Raw genomic sequence first — 18718 nt, forward strand, 5'->3', positions numbered from 1 at the left:
CAGGAAATGCCTGATTCGCGGGCTTGCGCGGCGTGCACGAGAGGCCTAAGCGACCCCCTGGGATATTAATCACTGTCTGGACTTTATCGTGGTCGACCTTAGCCAGTATCTGCCGATACTGATTTTCATCGCCATAGCCTTTGGCTTGTCGTGCCTTTTCGTATTTCTTCCAATGGGCGTCTCGCGCCTTACCGGGGCGCACAATCCAGACGCTGAAAAGCTGTCTGAATATGAGTGCGGCTTTCCCGCATTTGAGGACGCGCGCAGCCAGTTTGACGTGCGCTTTTACCTCGTCGCGATCAGCTTCATCATTTTCGATCTTGAGGCCGCATTCCTGTTCCCATGGGCGGTTAGCCTGGGCGAGACGGGCTGGGTCGGATGGATCGGCATGATGACGTTCCTCGGCATTCTGGCGATTGGCCTCACGTATGAATGGAAGAAGGGGGCTCTGGATTGGGAATGAGCACTTCAGCAAACATCACCCCGGGTAGCCCGATCCTGGACGCCGCTGGCAAGCCGATGAGTGGCCTGCCCACCGCGCAAGGCGGCGAAGTGCGCCAGCCTGATGCGGATTACTTCAACGCGCTCCAGACAGAGGTGAACGACAAGGGCTTTCTGGTCACCTCGACCGAAGACCTGTTCCAATGGGCGCGCACCGGCTCGCTGTGGTGGATGACGTTCGGCCTCGCATGCTGCGCGGTTGAGATGATCCACGTGAACATGCCGCGCTATGATATGGAGCGCTTCGGGATCGCCCCGCGCGCCTCACCGCGCCAATCGGACGTGATGATCGTCGCTGGCACCCTGTGCAACAAGATGGCTCCGGCTCTGCGCAAGGTCTATGACCAGATGTCCGACCCGAAATATGTGATTTCGATGGGCAGCTGCGCCAATGGGGGCGGCTATTACCACTATTCATACAGCGTCGTGCGCGGATGCGACCGGATTGTTCCGGTTGATATCTATGTGCCTGGTTGTCCTCCGACGGCAGAGGCGCTCCTCTACGGCGTGATGCAATTGCAGCGTAAAATCCGCCGCACCGGGACGATTGTGCGATGACAGTCCTCCATTCCGCCCCGAAAATCGCTTCGAACGAAGGCGTGCTGGATGCGCTAACCAAGGCACTGGGCAAGCCCGTCATCTCTAGCGAAGAAAAGCATGGAGAGATCATCCTCACCGTCGCGCGTGACAGCATTGTCGATGTGCTGCGCGCCTTACGCGATGACCATGCCTATCAGCAGATGATGGAAATCGCCGGGGTCGACTATCCTGACCGCACAGAACGGTTTGAAGTCGTCTACATGCTGCTCTCGCTGACCAAGAACCACCGCATCATGGTCAAGCTGTCGACGGACGAAGCGACCGCTGTCCCATCGATCACCGACCTGTGGCCGAACGCTGGCTGGTTGGAGCGCGAAGTGTTCGACATGTACGGCGTGAAGTTCGCCGGCAATCCAGACCTGCGCCGTATCCTTACCGATTATGGCTTTGAAGGGCATCCGTTCCGCAAGGACTTCCCGATGACCGGCTATACCGAGCTGCGTTATTCCGAGGACGAAAAGCGCGTTGTCTATGAACCGGTAAAGCTGGCGCAAGACATGCGGACATTCGACTTCCTCTCACCATGGGAAGGCGCGGAATATGTGCTGCCCGGTGATGAGAAGGCGGAAGGTGAAGAGGCCGCGGAGAAGAAATCATGAGCCACGGCATACAAATCGAAGAATCGCCGACCACTGACGGCGATGTCATCACCAATTACACGATCAATTTCGGGCCTCAGCACCCTGCGGCGCACGGCGTGCTGCGCATGATTATGGAGCTGGATGGCGAGGTAATTGAGCGGGTCGACCCGCATGTGGGCCTGCTCCACCGCGGCACAGAAAAGCTGATCGAGCATAAGACGTATCTGCAAGCGCTACCGTATTTCGACCGCTTGGATTATTGCTCTCCGCTTTGCCAAGAGCACTCTTACGTGCTGGCGATTGAGAAGCTGCTCAACATCGAAGTGCCAGAGCGCGCGCAATATCTGCGGGTGATGTTTGCGGAGCTCACACGCATCTGCAACCACATGCTCAATATTGGCGCGCACGTTATGGATGTCGGCGCGATGACGCCGAACCTGTGGGTGTTTGAGCTGCGCGAGGATTGCCTCAACTTCTTCGAACGCGCATCGGGCGCGCGCATGCACTCCGCCTGGTTCCGCCCCGGCGGCGTGCATCAGGACGTGCCTGAGAAATTGCTCGTCGATATGGGCAATTGGATCGACAACCGCCTGCCGGAATTGTTCGGCGACGCGATGAGCCTGGTGCTCGACAACCGCATCTTTAAACAGCGTAACGTCGATATCGCCGTGGTCAGCCGCGATGACGCGATTGCGTGGGGCTTTTCCGGCCCGATGATCCGCGCCGCTGGCATCCCGTGGGACCTGCGCAAATCGCAGCCTTACGATGTCTATGACCGGATGGAGTTCGACATTCCCGTCGGCACCAATTCCGATTGCTATGACCGGTTCATGGTGCGCGTGAAGGAAGTTTACGAAAGCGCCAAGATCATCAAGCAATGCCTCGCGGAAATTCCAGAAGGGCCCATTGCGAGCCAGGACGGCAAGGTTTCACCGCCAAAGCGCGGCGAGATGAAACAGTCGATGGAAAGCCTGATCCATCACTTTAAGCTCTACACAGAGGGCTTTCACGTGCCGGAGGGCGAGGTCTACGTCGCGACCGAAAGCCCGAAGGGTGAGTTCGGCGTCTATCTCGTCAGTGATGGCAGCAACAAGCCATACCGCTGCAAGATCCGCCCAACCGCGTTTAGCCACCTGCAAGCGATGGATATGATGAGCAAAGGCCACATGCTGCCCGACGCAACCGCTATTCTGGGCGCAATCGATGTGGTGTTTGGGGAGTGTGACCGGTGACTTTAGCGCGTAAACTGGAGCTGGCTGTCGGTATCCCCGCCTGGATCATAGGCCTTGCCGCCTATTTTGAATTTGTGCCGCCACTCTTTGGTGTCTTCGCCATTTTTACGTTTCTTGCGGTTTGCGCTTTCCGCTTCATTAGTGATGAACGGGAGTTCCATCGTGGCTGATCGTACCCCCGCACCTGATACGCCGGAACTCCGCGCTCGCTGGGCTCTTTCGGATGCGCGAGCGGAGCACTGCTCGTCGCGGTCGACGTCATATTTTGGGGAGTGTGACCGTTGAAATTTCTTAACATGTTCGTTTCGTTCTTGAGTGGCATCGCGATTGCTATCGGTGCGGCCTACATAGTCATCGGGCTGTGGGGCGTCTCGTCACCCGACTCCTTGGTCGATTTTCTAGGCGGCGGCTGGGTTTCTAATGATTATTTGGTGTGGGGTCTTATCCTGCCTATCGTCGGCTATCTCGGCTTGCTGAGAGCAAAGGCTGAGCGCGGAGAGCTAACGAACAATGGCTGACCGTACATCCGCACCCGATACGCCGGAACTCCGCGCTCGCTGGGCTTTGCTTGCCGCGGCATTTGCTGCTTCCATAAGCACGCCCGCGATCGCCGCAGAGCCGCAAGACATTGTGAAAGCGGCGGTTGATGCCATTGTCGAAGATGATGCGGCGGCGCTTGAACGCATGAAATTCAACGTCTCTGATCTGAGCAAACACCCCATTTCAGCGGACCAACTGATCGCAGAGCTATCGCGGTGTGATTTGTTGGAGCAGTTGAAGCTCTCTGAACCGGGCCGTCGGTACGCACTGCACTACAAGTGCCCCGAAAGACTGGATAAAAAAGGCGAATGCGATAGCGACGTACTGGTCGTCTCGCTTGATCGCGCCACCACACCTCATGTTTTCGCGCAACTTAATTACAAGCGTTTTGACACGCCTGAATGTGCGCTTCCTCAAGTTCCGATGCCAGGATAATAGCGATGGCTGACCGTACACCCGCACCCGATACGCCGGAACTCCGCGCACGCTGGGGCTCGTTCGAATGGACGAAAGAGAACCGCAAAAAGGCGGACTACCATATCGCCAAATACCCTGATGGGCGGCAAAAATCGGCGGTGATGCCGCTGCTCGACCTTGCGCAACGTCAGGTTGGCGAAGAGACCGAGACGCAGGGATGGCTGCCGCTGCCGGTCATAGAATACGTCGCGAAATATATCGACGTACCGGTGATCCGCGTGCTCGAGGTCGCGACGTTCTATTTCATGTACAACATGAAGCCGGTCGGAAAATATCACGTGCAGGTATGCGGCACGACGCCGTGCATGCTGCGCGGTTCCGACGACATTATCTCCGCCTGCAAAAGCCGAGGCATGGAGTTTGGCAAGGTCTCCGAGGATGGTCTCTGGACCCTGACCGAGGTCGAATGCATGGGCAATTGCGCGACCGCGCCGATGGTTCAGATCAATGATGACAATTACGAGGATCTGACGCCAGAACGCCTCGATACCGTGCTGGACGCGCTGGCCAAGGGTGAGCAGCCCAAGACGGGCACGCAAGAGCCGGGCAGGCACACGTCTGAGCCGGCAAATGCGCTGAGCAACCTCACTGATATGGTCGATGCGAACCACGATTACCGGGGTGACTGGTGATGCATTGCGCAATTTCCGTTTACCCTGAGCCTGTCGAAGGGTTGTCCTTCATGTGTGGTTCTTTGCTCGAAGAAAAGGCAGTGCTTCGACAAGCTCAGCACGGACGGACTGGGGAACCCAAACAGTGAACGGCGCGACACTCGCATACACAATTGCCGGCCTCGGCGGTTTTGCCGCGGGCGCGTATCTGTCGGCGACCGGCGAGCGGACGATTGGTATCATTTTGATGGCCGCTGGCCTTGCGTTTCAAATGCTGGCTTTGCGGCAGCTAAAGATGGCGAAAAAGAAGGATTTGACCGATGCTGGCTGATAAGGACCGCATCTTTACCAATGTCTATGGCTTCCAGGATTGGGGCCTGAAGGCGGCGCAGGCGCGCGGCGATTGGGACAACACCAAGGCGCTGATCCAGCGCGGTAATGATGCAATCATCGACGAGATGAAGGAATCGGGCCTGCGCGGACGGGGCGGGGCGGGCTTCCCCACCGGCCTCAAATGGTCGTTCATGCCGAAGGAAAGCAAAGACGGTCGTCCAAGCTTCCTCGTCATCAATGCCGACGAATCTGAGCCGGGCAGCTGCAAAGACCGCGAGATTATCCGCCACGATCCGCACAAGTTAATCGAAGGCGCATTGGTCGCAGGTTTCGCGATGCGGGCCCGCGCGGCCTATATTTACATTCGCGGGGAGTACATCCGCGAGGCTGAGACACTGCAAAAGGCGATCGACGAGGCTTATGACGCTGGGCTGATCGGCAAGAACGCCAGCGGTTCCGGCTATGACTTTGACGTGTTCATGCACCGCGGCGCGGGCGCATATATCTGCGGCGAAGAAACCGCGATGATCGAAAGCCTCGAGGGTAAGAAAGGTCAGCCCCGGCTGAAGCCTCCTTTCCCGGCAGGCGCGGGCCTCTATGGCTGCCCGACCACAGTCAACAATGTTGAGAGTATCGCGGTTGTGCCGACTATCCTGCGGCGCGGGGCATCATGGTTCAACAGCTTTGGGCGTGAGAATAACCACGGCACCAAGCTGTTCCAGATCAGCGGGCATGTAGAGCGCCCATGCGTCGTCGAAGAAGAAATGAGCATCCCGTTTGAGGAGCTGATCGAGAAGCATTGCGGCGGCATCACCGGCGGTTGGAACAATCTGCTCGCGGTGATCCCGGGTGGTTCGTCAGTTCCTTTAGTGCCAGCGGAGCAAATCCGCAGCGCGCCGATGGATTTTGACGGGCTGAAAGAGCTAGGCTCGGGCCTGGGTACAGCGGCGGTTATCGTGATGGACAAATCCACCGATATCGTCCGAGCAATCTCGCGTCTCAGCTATTTCTACAAGCACGAGAGCTGCGGCCAATGTACGCCGTGCCGCGAAGGCACAGGCTGGATGTGGCGCATGATGGAGCGGCTGCGCACAGGTGATGCTGCAATCGAAGAAATCGATATGCTGCAAGAGGTTACCAAGCAGGTGGAAGGCCACACGATCTGCGCGCTGGGCGATGCGGCGGCCTGGCCGATCCAAGGCCTGATCCGTCACTTCCGCCCAGAGCTGGAAAAACGCATCCACGAGCATAACGCACAATTCGCGGAGGCGGCGGAGTGATGCACATTGCCGAACTGAATATTGGAAGGTTTAAATACCCGACCGATGACCCGAGAATGGCCGGATTTATGGATAATCTGGATCTTGTAAACGGTATCGCAGAGCGCAGCCCTGGTTTTGTCTGGCGTCTCAAGGACGAGAGCAACAACGCAACCGATTTCCGTGTGGGCGATGATATGGCGGTCAATTTATCCGTTTGGGAAAACGCAGAATCGCTAGAAAAGTTCGTCTTTAACACTCTGCATGAGAAATTTTATCGCGGTAAAGAGAAGTGGTTCGAGAATGCTTCCGAAGCTCACCTTGTCTTCTGGCATGTGCCTGAGGGGCATGAGCCGACCCTAGAGGAAGCGTGGGACCGCCTTCAGGATTATCAACAGAATGGCGCGACAGATCGAGCGTTTGGTTGGGAACAAGTAATGGACGCCAAGCGCATGAGCGCCGTCCGATGTGCGGTAGGAAGTTAAATGCCTAAGGTAACAGTAGACGGCGAAGAGATCGAAGTCCCTGAAGGCGCGACTGTCCTTCAGGCGGCGGAGCTTGCCGGTAAGGAAATTCCGCGTTTCTGCTATCATGAGCGCCTGAGCATTGCAGGCAATTGCCGCATGTGTCTGGTCGAAGTGAAGCCCGGGCCGCCGAAGCCTCAGGCATCGTGCGCGCTCCCAACCAGCGAAGGTCAGGAAATCCGCACCGACACGCCAATGGTCAAAAAGGCGCGCGAAGGGGTGATGGAGTTTCTGCTCATCAACCACCCGCTCGATTGCCCAATTTGCGACCAAGGCGGCGAGTGCGATTTGCAAGACCAAGCGGTTGCATACGGACGCGGCGGCTCGCGTTACGAGCGTGAGAACAAGCGCGCCGTGACCGAGAAATATATGGGCCCGCTGATCAAGACGATCATGACCCGCTGCATTCACTGCACCCGCTGCGTGCGTTTCTCTGAAGAGATCGCAGGCGTGGATGAAATCGGCGCGCTCTACCGCGGCGAAGACATGCAGATCACGACCTATTTGGAGCAGGCCGCCAGCCACGAGCTGAGCGCGAATGTGATCGACCTGTGTCCGGTCGGCGCTCTGACGTCGCGTCCCTATGCTTTCGAGGCCCGTCCGTGGGAATTGAAACGCACGCTAAGCATTGACGTATCGGACGCGATTGGCGCCAATATCTCGCTGCATTCGAAGGGCCGCGAAGTCATGCGTGCGCTGCCGCGCGTCAATGATGACGTCAACGAAGAATGGCTGTCGGACAAGGGCCGCTATCAGGTTGATGGCCTGATTAAGCGCCGCCTCGACAAGGTGTTTATGCGTAAACGCGGCAAGCTGGCCGAGGCAAGCTGGGACGAGGCGTTTAAGGCCATCGCAAAGCAGCTCAAAGGTGCACCAAGCAGCATCGCCGCCGTCGCGGGCGATATGGTCGATTGCGAAACCATGTTCGCGGCTAAGGCTCTGCTGAAGGCTAGCGGATCGGACCTTACCGAAGCGCGGCAGACCGGCATGACTTACGATGTGTCAAACATCGCTGCGGTCAATTTCAACTCGACCCTGGCCGGGATCGAGACCGCAGATTGCATCCTGATTGTGGGCAGCCATGTCCGCTGGGAAGCGGCTTTGCTCAATGCTCGCCTGCGCAAGGCGGTGAAGGGCGGGGCGAAGGTCTATGTGATCGGCCCGGAATGGGAAACGACCTATCCAGCGACCTTCCTGGGTAGCGATCTGTCTGTGCTGAACCGCATCCCTAAAGCTTTGGGCGATGCGATGAAGGCGGCGGAGCGCCCAGCGGTGATTCTGGGCGGAGCAGCCTTGGCGAAGGGGGCCTTGGGCCCAGCGCTGAAACTGGTCGATAAGTTCAAGCTCGTCACGGACGATTGGAACGGCTTCAACGTGCTGCACATGTCGGCCGCGCGCATGGGTTCTTTGATGCTCGATTTCACTGTGCCGGGCGGCATGGCGGACATCGCGAAGGCGACGCCCAAAGTGGTGCTGTCACTCGGCGCGGATGAGATGAACCACGAGCCGTTTGCGGACAGCCTCAAGGTCTATATCGGCCATCACGGCGACAAAGGCGCGCATATGGCGGACATCATTCTGCCTGCTGCAAGCTATGCGGAAAAGGCCGGAACCTATGTTAACACAGAGGGCCGCGTGCAATTCGCCGAAAAGGCTGTGTTTGCGCCGGGTGACGCGCGCGAGGATTGGACGATCCTGCGCGCTTTGGCTGACGCTCTTAAGGTGAATGTCGGGTTTGACAGCTTTGCGGAGCTGCAAGCCAAGATGATTGCGGAAGTGCCGGCGCTAGGCGAGGAAGGCCTTGCCGATTACGGCGCTCTTCCGAAAGCGGACAGCAAAGCGAAGGCAGACGGCACGATCGAGAGCTATCCGATTGCCGATTTCTACCTCACCAACCCAATCGCGCGGGCCAGCGACGTGATGCAGCAATGCTCAGCGGAACTGCTCCATGATGAAGATGTTCGGGAGGCAGCGGAATGATGGTCGTTCTGACAGTGCTTGCGGCTGTAGCCACTGCGGGCGGATTGGTCTTTGGCCTTGTCCGGTTATCTCTCTGGATGACGGAAAAGAAAGTCGAGTCTGATCCAGAAGCATTGAAGGATAGTGGATACGGCAATCCTGATGGCTACGGGTATGGCAACGAATATGGCTTCGGCGGCGATTCCGGCGGCGGCGATGGGGGCGGAGACTGATGACCGAACTTCCTCAAATCCTCCGCCGTATGCCTTTCATATTTTATGGAATCGCAGCCATCTTGTTTGTCTGGAACCTCGGGAATCAGTGGATGAACATCACCACTATGATGGGGTTTGCTGATCCTACGATGCAGGGAGTTGAGGCGTACCAAAAGTCGCTTGCGCTCTATTCGGCCTTTACTGATAGCGTTTATATGCTTGCAAATGGCACGTTCCTGCATGTTCTCATCGCTATCTATGATAAGATGAAAGGATCGGCGCAGTGACCGAATTCTTCCAATCTCTCGGCATGAACTACGATTTTGCGTGGTTCACAGCTACCATCGTCGGCATTCTTGCGATCTCTCTGATCGTCATGTTTTCCGTGGCGATGGTTATCTATGTCGACCGCAAGGTATTGGGCGCGATCATGCTGCGGCGCGGGCCCAATGTGGTCGGCCCATTTGGCTTGCTGCAAAGTTTCGCGGATGGCCTGAAGGTTTTCCTACAAGAGACGATCATCCCAACGGCGGCGAACAAGGGTATCTTCCTGCTTGCGCCGATCATCACCTTCACCGTGGCGCTCGCCGCATGGGCGGTGATCCCGTTCGACGCGGGCGTGGTGCTGGCCGATATCAATGTCGGCCTGCTGTACGTGCTCGCGATCAGTTCGCTGGGCGTTTACGGCGTCGTGATGAGCGGGTGGGCGAGTAACTCCAAATATCCGTTCTTCTCCGCCATGCGCGCCGCCGCGCAGATGATCTCTTACGAGGTTTCCATCGGCTTTGTGCTGGTATGTGTCGTGCTCTATGCGGGCACGTTCAACATGACCGGCATTGTCGAGGCTCAGCGTGGACACGGACTGGGCATAGTCAACGGGTTCTTTATCAATCCGCTGCTGTTCCCAATGTTTGTGGTGTTCTTCATCTCAGCCTTGGCTGAGACCGCGCGCGCGCCGTTCGACCTGACCGAGGCGGAATCGGAGCTCGTTGCTGGTTATCAGACCGAATACAGCTCGATGAGCTTCGCGCTGTTCTGGCTCGGCGAATATGCCAACATCCTGCTGATGTGTTCGCTGTGCACGCTGCTGTTCATGGGCGGTTGGTTGCCGCCAATTGAGTGGGCGCCGCTGTATTATGTGCCGGGGATCGTGTGGTTCCTGCTGAAGACCTTCATGTTCTTCTTCATGTTCAGCTGGATCTGGGCGACCGTACCGCGTTACCGCTATGACCAGCTGATGCGTCTAGGCTGGAAAGTCTTCCTGCCGATGAGCCTGCTGTTTGTAGCGCTGATCAGCGGATACCTGATGGCGACGGGGCATTTCGGATGAGAACATTTTTCTTCCGGGTTTCGCTTAACTTTGGTTTTGCAATTATCGCCTCGTTGGGGACAACGACGGCGTCCGCTGATGATAGCAGAGTTTATGTACTTGATTGTGCCACGACATACACGTTGGACGACGAAGTAGTCTCGGAGGACGCGGTTTTGCATATTCCTAAACCATTACAAATCTTCCGTTCGGGCGAGATAATTCTGGGATATTCGACCTTTATATGGGCTGATGGAACAGCATCTCGACTACAACCTTTTGAGAAGGTTCTGCCACTGACGCCTGAACTTTTGGAGCAATGGGAAAGCGAGCGGAAGTACTATTACCCGCCGATCTTTCAGTTAGAAGGAGAAGAGCAGCAGTACAAAATTTTCATCGGAGACCAAGATGTCGTCTCCACGCCATGGCGGATAGAGTTAGATATCTTTCAGCTTTTCAGAAGGCCAGATGCGACTCCAAGAACGCCTTGGGTTATGAAATGTCAGGAGCGCGTAAGCAAATGACCACCGCCAAACAACTCATAAAATCCTTCACCCTGTGGGAATTCCTGAAAGCGCATGCGCTGACCTTGAAGTATTTCTTCAAGCCCAAGGTGACGATCAATTATCCGTTCGAAAAGAACCCGCTGAGCCCGCGTTTTCGCGGGGAGCATGCCTTGCGCCGCTATCCCAATGGCGAAGAGCGCTGCATCGCGTGCAAGCTGTGCGAGGCCGTGTGCCCGGCGCAGGCGATCACGATTGAGAGCGAACCGCGTGACGACGGCAGCCGCCGCACCACGCGCTATGACATCGACATGACCAAATGCATCTATTGCGGCTTCTGCCAAGAAGCCTGCCCAGTGGATGCCGTCGTCGAGGGGCCAAACTTCGAATATGCGACCGAAACGCGCGAAGAATTGCTCTATGACAAAGACAAATTGCTGGCCAACGGGGACAAGTGGGAGCGAGCCATCGCTGCAAACCTTGAAGCCGATGCGCCCTATCGCTAGGGGCGCGCGGGACGGACACCGGGGATCATGATTCAAACTCTCGCCTTTTATCTCTTCGCCAGCCTAGTCGTGGCGAGCGCCGTCATGGTCATCATGGCGCGCAACCCGGTGCATTCTGTGCTGTGGCTCATCCTGGCATTCTTCAATGCTGCTGGCCTGATGGTGCTGGTCGGCGCGGAGTTTATCGCTGCGCTGCTGGTGATCGTCTATGTCGGCGCGGTCGCCGTGCTGTTCCTGTTCGTGGTCATGATGCTGGACATCGATATGGCCGCGATGCGCGCGGGCTTTATCCGCAATTTCCCATTTGGTCTGGCAATCGCCGCGATCCTGCTGGCGGAGCTGTTCCTGGGAATTGGCGCCTATCAAGCAGGCGGCCTGACGCTCGGCACACCAGATGGCACCGGCCAGGCGGCGATGGGCGCGAGCAATATCGAGGCCATCGGTGCGCTGCTCTATGGCAAATACATCGTCCTGTTTGAGATCGCGGGCATCATCCTGCTGGTCGCCATGATCGGCGCGATTGTGCTGACCCACCGCGAGGCGAAGCCTGGCGCGCGTGGACGCCAAGATATCGGCAAACAAATCAGCCGCCGCCCAGAAGAGGCGACAGTTATGAAGAACCCGAACACGGGCGAGGGGGTCGAGCTATGAGCGACTTAGGCGGAATTGGCATTGAGCATTTCCTTGTCGTTGGCGCGATCCTATTCGTGCTCGGCGTGCTGGGGATATTCCTTAATCGCAAGAATGTGATCGTGATCCTGATGTCGGTCGAGCTGATCCTGCTCGCGGTGAACATCAATCTGGTCGCGTTCAGCGCGTTTATGAACGATCTCACCGGCCAGGTCTTTGCCATGTTGGTGCTGACTGTGGCCGCTGCAGAGGCCGCGATTGGCCTTGCGATCCTAGTGATTTACTTCCGCAATCGCGGGACCATCGCGGTTGATGATGTCAATCGGATGAAGGGATAATCGGTCCATGCATTCGATACTGATCATCGTATTCCTGCCGCTGCTGGCAGCTATCATCGCCGGGCTGGGCAACCGTATGCTCGGCAATACGATCGCAAAGTCGATCACCACTGGCGCGCTGTTCATTTCAGCCGCGCTTAGCTGGCCGATCTTCCTAAGCTTCCTGAGCGGCTCAGCTGAGGCTGAGGTTGTCCACGTGCTCGATTGGGTGCGCTCGGGCGATATGACGTTCGATTGGGCGCTGCGTGTCGATGCGCTGACCGCAGTAATGCTGGTCGTCATCAACAGCGTGTCTGCGCTCGTGCACCTCTACAGCTGGGGCTATATGGAGGAAGACCCGGATCAGCCGCGTTTCTTCGCTTATCTCTCGCTGTTCACCTTCGCGATGTTGATGCTGGTTACCGCCAACAACCTGGTCCAAATGTTCTTTGGCTGGGAAGGGGTGGGCCTGGCGAGTTACCTGCTGATCGGTTTCTGGTTTAAGAAACCGACCGCTGGTGCCGCCGCGATCAAGGCCTTCGTGGTGAACCGCGTTGGCGACCTTGGCTTCATGCTGGGTATCTTCGGCATCTATCTGGTGTTCCAAACCACATCGATCCCAGAGATTTTGGCCGCCGCGCCCGCGATGAGCGGATCGAGCATCGGCTTCCTCGGCATGCGGCTCTACACGATGGATATCATCGCGATCCTGCTGTTTGTCGGCGCGATGGGTAAGTCAGCGCAGCTGCTGCTGCACACATGGCTGCCGGATGCGATGGAGGGCCCAACGCCCGTTTCCGCGCTGATCCACGCCGCAACCATGGTGACCGCTGGCGTGTTCATGCTGTGCCGCCTCTCGCCATTGTTCGAGACCGCTCCAACAGCGCTGATGATCGTGACCGTGGTGGGCGCCGCGACCTGTTTCTTCGCGGCGACCATCGGCACGACGCAGTGGGACATTAAGCGCGTGATCGCTTATTCGACCTGCTCTCAGCTCGGCTATATGTTCTTCGCCGCTGGCGTTGGCGCTTACAATGTCGCCATGTTCCACCTGTTCACGCATGCGTTCTTTAAGGCGCTGTTGTTCCTGGGCGCGGGCAGTGTGATCCACGCTATGCATCATGAGCAGGACATGCGCTATTATGGCGGGCTGCGGAAACACATTCCGATCACCTTCTGGGCGATGATGGCGGGTACGCTCGCGATCACTGGCCTTGGCGTTTATCACCTTGGCGTCGGCTTTGCTGGATTCTGGTCGAAAGACGCCGTGCTGGAGGTCGCCTTTGCGCGCGGCACAGAGATTTCGGTCACTGCCTTCTGGCTTGGCGTGATCGCGGCTTTGCTCACCAGCTTTTACAGCTGGCGTCTGATGTTCCTCACCTTCTGGGGCAAGCCGCGCTGGATCGAAAGCGAGCACATTCAACACAGCGTCCACAAGACGCCTGCTGAGGCTGGCGAAGACACAACCGGCGGATATCACCCGCATGAAAGCCCGATCACCATGCTGATCCCGCTTGGTCTGTTGACCATTGGCGCGGTGGCCGCTGGTCAGGCGTTTGCGCCAAGCTTCCTAGATGATGCAGCGTTCTGGGCTGGTTCGATCTTCTACAACGAAAACCTGATGAGCGCGATGCACGCCGTTCCATATTGGGTGAAGTACTCAGCTTTGGTCGTAATGATCATCGGCTTTGCCGGGGCCTATGTCGCCTACATCGCGAAGCCAGACATTCCGGCGAAGTTCGTTGCGATGTTCCCTTGGCTGCACCGTTTCGTGTACAACAAGTGGTATTTCGACGAGCTCTATGACGCGATCTTCGTCAAGCCAGCGTTCTGGTTTGGCCGTCAGTTCTGGAAACTGGGCGATATCGGCACGATCGACCGGTTTGGTCCAAACGGGGTTGCCTGGGTGGTGGAGCAAAGCTCTGTCGCGGCGAAGAAGGTCCAGTCGGGCTATCTCTACACTTACGCATTGATCATGTTGTTGGGGCTGGTGGCCGCTGTGACATGGGTCTTGTTCTAAGGGGGGCATGGAATAATGGACGGCTTCCCAATTCTCTCGCTCATGATGCTTGTGCCATTGGCCGCAGGCATCGGCTGCTTCTTCGTCGGCGCAAATGCTGCGCGCTGGCTCGCTCTGATCGGCACTTTGATCACCTTTGTGCTCGGCGTGCTGCTGTGGGCCAATTATGAAATCGGCGGCCCGCAATGGCAATTCACTGAAAGCGCTGAGCTGTTTGCTGGCTTCAAATATGCGCTTGGGATCGATGGCATCGCCTTGATGCTGATCATGCTCAGCGTGTTCCTGATGCCGATCTGCATCATGGCCAGCTGGACCGCGATCCAGAAACGCGTTGGCGAATACATGGCTGCCTTCCTGTTTATGGAAGTGCTGATGATCGGCGTGTTTGCAGCGCAGGATCTATTCCTGTTCTACATCTTCTTCGAAGCCGGCCTGATCCCGATGTATCTTATCATCGGCGTGTGGGGCGGCGATAACCGCATCTATGCCAGCTATAAATTCTTCCTCTACACGCTACTCGGCTCGGTTCTGATGCTGATTGCGATGTTCTGGATGGTCGCAGAGGCTGGCACGTCAGACATCCCGACGCTCATGCAATACGACTTCCCGGTTGGTGCGCAGACGTGGCTGTGGCTCGCTTTCTTCGCCAGCTTTGCGGTGAAGATGCCGATGTGGCCGGTGCACACCTGGCTGCCCGATGCACACGTTCAGGCTCCGACGGCGGGTTCTGTGATCCTTGCTGGCGTCTTGCTGAAACTTGGCGGCTACGGCTTCATCCGCTTCAGCCTGCCGATGTTCCCCGATGCCAGCGCTCAGCTTGCATGGCTCGTGTTCGCACTCTCAATGGTCGCGGTGGTTTACACCTCGCTCGTGGCGCTGGTGCAGCACGATATGAAGAAGCTGATCGCCTACTCATCGGTGGCGCACATGGCGATTGTGACTGTGGGTCTGTTCGCCTTCAACATTCAGGGCCTCGAAGGCGCGATGATCGTGATGCTCAGCCACGGGCTGGTCTCTGGCGCGTTGTTCCTGTGCGTTGGTGTGATCTATGACCGGCTGCACACGCGTGAGATTGACCGTTACGGCGGGCTCTCGATCAACATGCCGTATTACGCGCTGTTCTTCCTGCTGTTCACCATGGCCAGCATTGGCCTGCCAGGAACCAGCGGCTTTGTGGGTGAATTCCTCTCGCTTGCAGGCATTTATCAAATGTCGACCTGGGTCGCGCTGATCTGCACCACGGGCATCATCCTGGGCGCGGGCTACATGCTGTATCTCTACCGCCGCGTCGCCTTTGGCGATCAGAAGAACGCGGACGCTGCAGCCATGCTCGATCTCGACAAGCGCGAATGGGCCATGCTGGCACCAATCGCCGCCGCCGTGCTGTGGATGGGTGTGTATCCAGAGAGCTTCCTTGCGCCCATGCGCGCAGATATCGCGACCTTGGACGCACGGCTCGCCTCAGCTGCACCAGAGGGTGACAGCCAGCTTCAAGCCGGTCCGCCGCGCGAGGCCGCCGCCAATGCGGTGCCAAAACCAGAACATGGAGAGGGTGAGGGCGCCCACTGATGGACTACGCAACTTCCTTCGCGCTGATTGCGCCTGAATTGCTGCTCACGGCCTCTGGCCTGACCCTGCTCTTGGTTGCGGCCTTTCGCGGTGACAAGATGGCGCGGCCAATCGCAATACTTGCGGCCGCGACCCTGTTTGGCGCTGGCTTCATGCTGGTGCCTGGCCTCCATAGCGGGGTTATGGGCCTAGACACCTACGCCTTTGGCACTTTGATGCGGGCCGATGCCTTTGCCCTGTTCGCCAAGGCGATGATCTATCTCGCGGCCATCGGCTGTCTGATGATTGCACCAGCTTATTTCGCAACCGCCAGCAATGGCAATGAAAGCGGAATGCGCGCGGAGTATCCGATCCTTGTGCTGTTCGCCGTGCTCGGCATGAGCATCATGGTCTCGGCCAGCGATTTCATGACCCTGTACCTCGGTCTGGAGCTGAACAGTCTGGCTGCTTACGTGCTCGCATCGGTGCTGCGCAATGATGGCCGCTCGTCTGAGGCGGGCCTGAAGTACTTCGTACTCGGCGCTTTGGCATCGGGCATCCTGCTGTACGGCATGAGCCTGCTCTACGGCTTTTCTGGCAGCACAGAGTTTGGCGCAGTGCGCGCTGGCCTGTCTGGAGAACTCGCCACCGGCGCGCTGTTCGGCCTCGTGTTCGTGCTTGCAGGCCTCGCGTTTAAGATCGCCGCTGTCCCGTTCCACATGTGGACCCCGGACGTGTACGAGGGCGCACCTACACCCGTCACTGCATTCTTCGCCACCGCGCCAAAGGTTGCCGCTGTTGCTCTCACCGCGCGCGTCACTTTGGAAGTGTTTGGCGAGCAGTCCGATGCGTGGCGTCAGATCGTCATGTTTGTCGCTTTGGCGTCAATCATCATCGGGGCACTCGGCGCAATTGGTCAGAACAATCTAAAGCGTCTGCTGGCCTATTCCTCGATCAACAATGTCGGCTTTATCCTGCTGGGCCTTGCGGTGGCGAACACCGCCGGGGCCAGCGCGATGATGGTCTATCTGTTCATCTATGTCGCCATGTCGCTGGGCAGCTTTGTCGCGCTACTCATGCTGCGCGGTGAAGACGGCACTTTGTTTGAAACCTTCGACGACATCAAAGGCCTCGCCACCACTCAGCCTGTCATCGCATGGTGCCTCGCGGCCCTGATGTTCAGTCTGGCTGGCATTCCGCCGCTGCTCGGTTTCTATGGCAAGTTCGTGATCTTCCAGGCCACGGTTGAGGCGGGCCTTGTCGCCTTTGGCGCAATCGCGATTGCCGCCAGCGTGATCGGCGCGTTCTACTACATCAAGTTCGTGAAGGTCATGTTCTTCGACGATGAAGTCGGGCTAGTTAAGGGCAAGAGCGAAATGTCGCATTGGGTGCTCCTGATCATCACGACGCTGATCATCTCGCCGCTTGGCTATCTGCTGACCCCGTCGATCACCGATCTGGCAAACAAGGCTGCTGAAGCTCTGTTTCTGGTCGGATAGCGCGGCCAAGGAAGCTCAGCAGCCACGCCTTGACCAATATTGAAACCATTGCGGAGACTGGATCGACCAATGCCGATCTGCTCGCTCGTATTCAGCGCGACGAGGCATTGCCTGAGGGCCACTGGCTAAGAGCGGAGCGTCAAACCGGCGGGCGAGGGCGGTTGGGCCGCAAATGGGAAAGCCCCAGCGGCAATCTGTTCTGCAGCACTGTGGTGAGCATCGGCGCCGCTGATCCCGCGCCGCACACGCTCAGCTTTGTTACCGCTTTGGCCGTGTTCGATACGCTCAAGCACAGCCTGCTTGCCAAAACGCCCATCGTCCTCAAATGGCCCAATGATGTGCTGGTGGATGGCGCAAAGATCTCCGGCGTTTTGCTCGAACGCAGCGGCGATACGATCGTCGTGGGCATCGGCATCAATGTCTGCCACGCGCCAGAAATGCCGGATCGCAAGACCACCTCCATCGCCTCTGAAAATGGCAAGCACGGCGGCAGCGCCGACCTTGTGCTTTCCATTCTCGCAGAGAGCTTTGCTGCGCGATTGGCGCGCTGGCGCAGCGCTGGGCTTTCGGCAACGCTAGATGATTGGACGGAGCGCGCGCATCCAATCGGTTCACGGCTGTCACTCAAACCCGGCGATGAAAGCCAGGTCACCGGCGAGTTTGCTGGCCTCGATAATGAAGGCGCTTTGCTGCTACGCTTGGAGAATGGGGCGATGCGCACTATTCACGCAGGCGACGTCTCCATGATTGCTCAAGGATAACCGCCCATGTTGCTCGCCGCCGATGTCGGAAACACCAATGTCGTCTTTGCTCTGTTCGACGGGCAGGAAGTGCGCGCGCGCTGGCGTATCGCTACCGATCCGCGCCGCACGGGTGATGAATATGCCGTGTGGCTTCTCCAATTGCTGGAGATTGAAGGCGTTGCGCGCGAAGAGATCACTCAGATCATCTTTGCCAGCGTCGTCCCGCGCGCCGACCATAACCTAACGGTTCTGGCGCAGAAGTACTTCAAGATTAATCCGCTGTTCGCGGGCAAGGATAAGGCCGCTTGGCGCTTTGAGATTGATGTCGATCAGCCCAGCTCGCTTGGCGCAGACCGCGCGCTCAACATCGTTGCCGCGCATGCGAAATATGGCGGTGATCTAATCGTCATCGACTTTGGCACTGCGACCAAGTTTGAAGCGATTGATTTCAATGGCGCTTACAAGGGCGGCTCCATCGCACCGGGGATCAATCTGTCGCTTGATGCATTGGTTGGCAAAACGGCGAAGCTCCCCCGCATTGCGATCCGCGCGCCCGACAGCCGCAGCGTCATTGGCCGCAACACAGAAGACCAGATGCTGATCGGTGTGTTCTGGGGCTATATCGCGATGATGGAGGGCATTGTTGAGCGTATGCGCGCAGAGATCGGCCGCCCTGCAAAAGTGGTCGCAACCGGCGGCCTTGCGATCCTGTTTGACGATGCGACTGACATCTTCGACCACGTCGATGCAGACCTAACAATTCAAGGCTTGGCGATCCTCGCCGAGCAAGCTGAGAGCTAATAAACCTTAC

At 57.7% G+C, this 18718-nt stretch carries 23 protein-coding genes and 1 pseudogene; 23 read left to right on the top strand and 1 reads right to left on the bottom strand.

The window, feature by feature from the left end; genetic code table 11:
• The first annotated feature begins 88 nt into the window (after positions 1-88).
• The 4 genes and pseudogenes from AC0V6V_RS01870 to AC0V6V_RS01885 all read left to right on the top strand — a co-directional run bounded on the left by AC0V6V_RS01870 (position 89) and on the right by AC0V6V_RS01885 (position 2914).
• A complete protein-coding gene (locus AC0V6V_RS01870) occupies positions 89-463 on the top strand; it encodes an NADH-quinone oxidoreductase subunit A (RefSeq protein WP_472640909.1) in 375 nt (124 codons plus the stop codon).
• Complete coding sequence (locus AC0V6V_RS01875; RefSeq protein WP_486139133.1) at positions 460-1059, top strand: NuoB/complex I 20 kDa subunit family protein; 600 nt, start codon at positions 460-462, stop codon at positions 1057-1059. Before AC0V6V_RS01870 ends, AC0V6V_RS01875 begins: the two co-directional genes overlap by 4 nt.
• Positions 1056-1670 (top strand): annotated as a pseudogene (locus AC0V6V_RS01880) (NADH-quinone oxidoreductase subunit C); the annotation flags it as partial. The gene AC0V6V_RS01875 and the pseudogene AC0V6V_RS01880, both read left to right, overlap by 4 nt.
• A gap of 26 nt (positions 1671-1696) precedes the next feature.
• Positions 1697-2914 (top strand): NADH-quinone oxidoreductase subunit D, encoded by a 1218-nt coding sequence (locus AC0V6V_RS01885; RefSeq protein WP_472638726.1) that lies wholly within the window; start codon positions 1697-1699, stop codon positions 2912-2914.
• Between the two features lie 2 nt (positions 2915-2916).
• Here AC0V6V_RS01885 and AC0V6V_RS01890 read toward each other — a convergent pair whose 3' ends face one another.
• The gene (locus tag AC0V6V_RS01890) at positions 2917-3075 is read right to left on the bottom strand and encodes a hypothetical protein (RefSeq protein ID WP_486163788.1); all 159 of its coding nucleotides are present in this window, start codon (positions 3073-3075) and stop codon (positions 2917-2919) included.
• Between the two features lie 120 nt (positions 3076-3195).
• Here AC0V6V_RS01890 and AC0V6V_RS01895 point away from each other — a divergent pair, with 120 nt between their 5' ends.
• From AC0V6V_RS01895 to AC0V6V_RS01985, 19 genes are all read left to right on the top strand, one after another.
• The gene (locus tag AC0V6V_RS01895; protein WP_486163789.1) at positions 3196-3432 is read left to right on the top strand and encodes a hypothetical protein; all 237 of its coding nucleotides are present in this window, start codon (positions 3196-3198) and stop codon (positions 3430-3432) included.
• The gene (locus tag AC0V6V_RS01900; protein WP_486163790.1) at positions 3425-3889 is read left to right on the top strand and encodes a hypothetical protein; all 465 of its coding nucleotides are present in this window, start codon (positions 3425-3427) and stop codon (positions 3887-3889) included. The genes AC0V6V_RS01895 and AC0V6V_RS01900 overlap by 8 nt, the downstream gene beginning before the upstream one ends.
• 5 nt (positions 3890-3894) lie before the next feature.
• Positions 3895-4563, top strand: a complete 669-nt coding sequence (locus AC0V6V_RS01905; protein WP_486163791.1) for a complex I 24 kDa subunit family protein — start codon at positions 3895-3897, stop codon at positions 4561-4563.
• A 124-nt stretch (positions 4564-4687) separates the two neighbouring features.
• Positions 4688-4873, top strand: a complete 186-nt coding sequence (locus AC0V6V_RS01910) for a hypothetical protein (protein ID WP_486163792.1) — start codon at positions 4688-4690, stop codon at positions 4871-4873.
• Positions 4863-6155, top strand: a complete 1293-nt coding sequence (nuoF, locus tag AC0V6V_RS01915) for an NADH-quinone oxidoreductase subunit NuoF (protein ID WP_486163793.1) — start codon at positions 4863-4865, stop codon at positions 6153-6155. The genes AC0V6V_RS01910 and nuoF overlap by 11 nt, the downstream gene beginning before the upstream one ends.
• The gene (locus AC0V6V_RS01920; protein ID WP_486163794.1) at positions 6155-6619 is read left to right on the top strand and encodes a DUF3291 domain-containing protein; all 465 of its coding nucleotides are present in this window, start codon (positions 6155-6157) and stop codon (positions 6617-6619) included. Before nuoF ends, AC0V6V_RS01920 begins: the two co-directional genes overlap by 1 nt.
• Positions 6620-8638 carry an NADH-quinone oxidoreductase subunit NuoG gene (gene nuoG, locus AC0V6V_RS01925; RefSeq protein WP_486163795.1) on the top strand — a complete coding sequence of 673 codons (2019 nt, stop codon included), beginning with the start codon at positions 6620-6622 and terminating at the stop codon, positions 8636-8638.
• On the top strand, positions 8635-8850 hold the full coding sequence (locus AC0V6V_RS01930) for a hypothetical protein (RefSeq protein WP_486163796.1): 216 nt from the start codon (positions 8635-8637) through the stop codon (positions 8848-8850). The genes nuoG and AC0V6V_RS01930 overlap by 4 nt, the downstream gene beginning before the upstream one ends.
• Positions 8850-9119, top strand: coding sequence for a hypothetical protein (locus tag AC0V6V_RS01935; RefSeq protein WP_486163797.1), 270 nt, complete (start codon positions 8850-8852; stop codon positions 9117-9119). Before AC0V6V_RS01930 ends, AC0V6V_RS01935 begins: the two co-directional genes overlap by 1 nt.
• Complete coding sequence (gene nuoH / locus AC0V6V_RS01940) at positions 9116-10162, top strand: NADH-quinone oxidoreductase subunit NuoH (RefSeq protein ID WP_486163798.1); 1047 nt, start codon at positions 9116-9118, stop codon at positions 10160-10162. The genes AC0V6V_RS01935 and nuoH overlap by 4 nt, the downstream gene beginning before the upstream one ends.
• Positions 10159-10665 carry a hypothetical protein gene (locus AC0V6V_RS01945; RefSeq protein WP_486163799.1) on the top strand — a complete coding sequence of 169 codons (507 nt, stop codon included), beginning with the start codon at positions 10159-10161 and terminating at the stop codon, positions 10663-10665. Before nuoH ends, AC0V6V_RS01945 begins: the two co-directional genes overlap by 4 nt.
• Complete coding sequence (nuoI, locus tag AC0V6V_RS01950) at positions 10662-11150, top strand: NADH-quinone oxidoreductase subunit NuoI (protein WP_472645245.1); 489 nt, start codon at positions 10662-10664, stop codon at positions 11148-11150. Before AC0V6V_RS01945 ends, nuoI begins: the two co-directional genes overlap by 4 nt.
• Positions 11151-11177: 27 nt before the next feature.
• Positions 11178-11801 (top strand): NADH-quinone oxidoreductase subunit J, encoded by a 624-nt coding sequence (locus tag AC0V6V_RS01955; RefSeq protein ID WP_472645246.1) that lies wholly within the window; start codon positions 11178-11180, stop codon positions 11799-11801.
• Entirely contained in the window at positions 11798-12118 is a 321-nt protein-coding gene (gene nuoK / locus AC0V6V_RS01960; protein WP_472638715.1) for an NADH-quinone oxidoreductase subunit NuoK, read from the top strand. Before AC0V6V_RS01955 ends, nuoK begins: the two co-directional genes overlap by 4 nt.
• Before the next feature lie 7 nt (positions 12119-12125).
• The gene (gene nuoL / locus AC0V6V_RS01965; RefSeq protein WP_486163800.1) at positions 12126-14117 is read left to right on the top strand and encodes an NADH-quinone oxidoreductase subunit L; all 1992 of its coding nucleotides are present in this window, start codon (positions 12126-12128) and stop codon (positions 14115-14117) included.
• Between the two features lie 15 nt (positions 14118-14132).
• Positions 14133-15686, top strand: a complete 1554-nt coding sequence (locus AC0V6V_RS01970; RefSeq protein ID WP_486163801.1) for an NADH-quinone oxidoreductase subunit M — start codon at positions 14133-14135, stop codon at positions 15684-15686.
• Positions 15686-17164, top strand: coding sequence for an NADH-quinone oxidoreductase subunit NuoN (gene nuoN / locus AC0V6V_RS01975; protein ID WP_486163802.1), 1479 nt, complete (start codon positions 15686-15688; stop codon positions 17162-17164). The genes AC0V6V_RS01970 and nuoN overlap by 1 nt, the downstream gene beginning before the upstream one ends.
• A gap of 29 nt (positions 17165-17193) precedes the next feature.
• A complete protein-coding gene (locus tag AC0V6V_RS01980) occupies positions 17194-17925 on the top strand; it encodes a biotin--[acetyl-CoA-carboxylase] ligase (protein WP_486163803.1) in 732 nt (243 codons plus the stop codon).
• Positions 17926-17931: 6 nt separating this feature from the next.
• Positions 17932-18708, top strand: a complete 777-nt coding sequence (locus AC0V6V_RS01985) for a type III pantothenate kinase (protein WP_486163804.1) — start codon at positions 17932-17934, stop codon at positions 18706-18708.
• The last annotated feature ends 10 nt before the right edge of the window (positions 18709-18718 follow it).

Source organism: Erythrobacter sp. S249 (assembly GCF_057364975.1).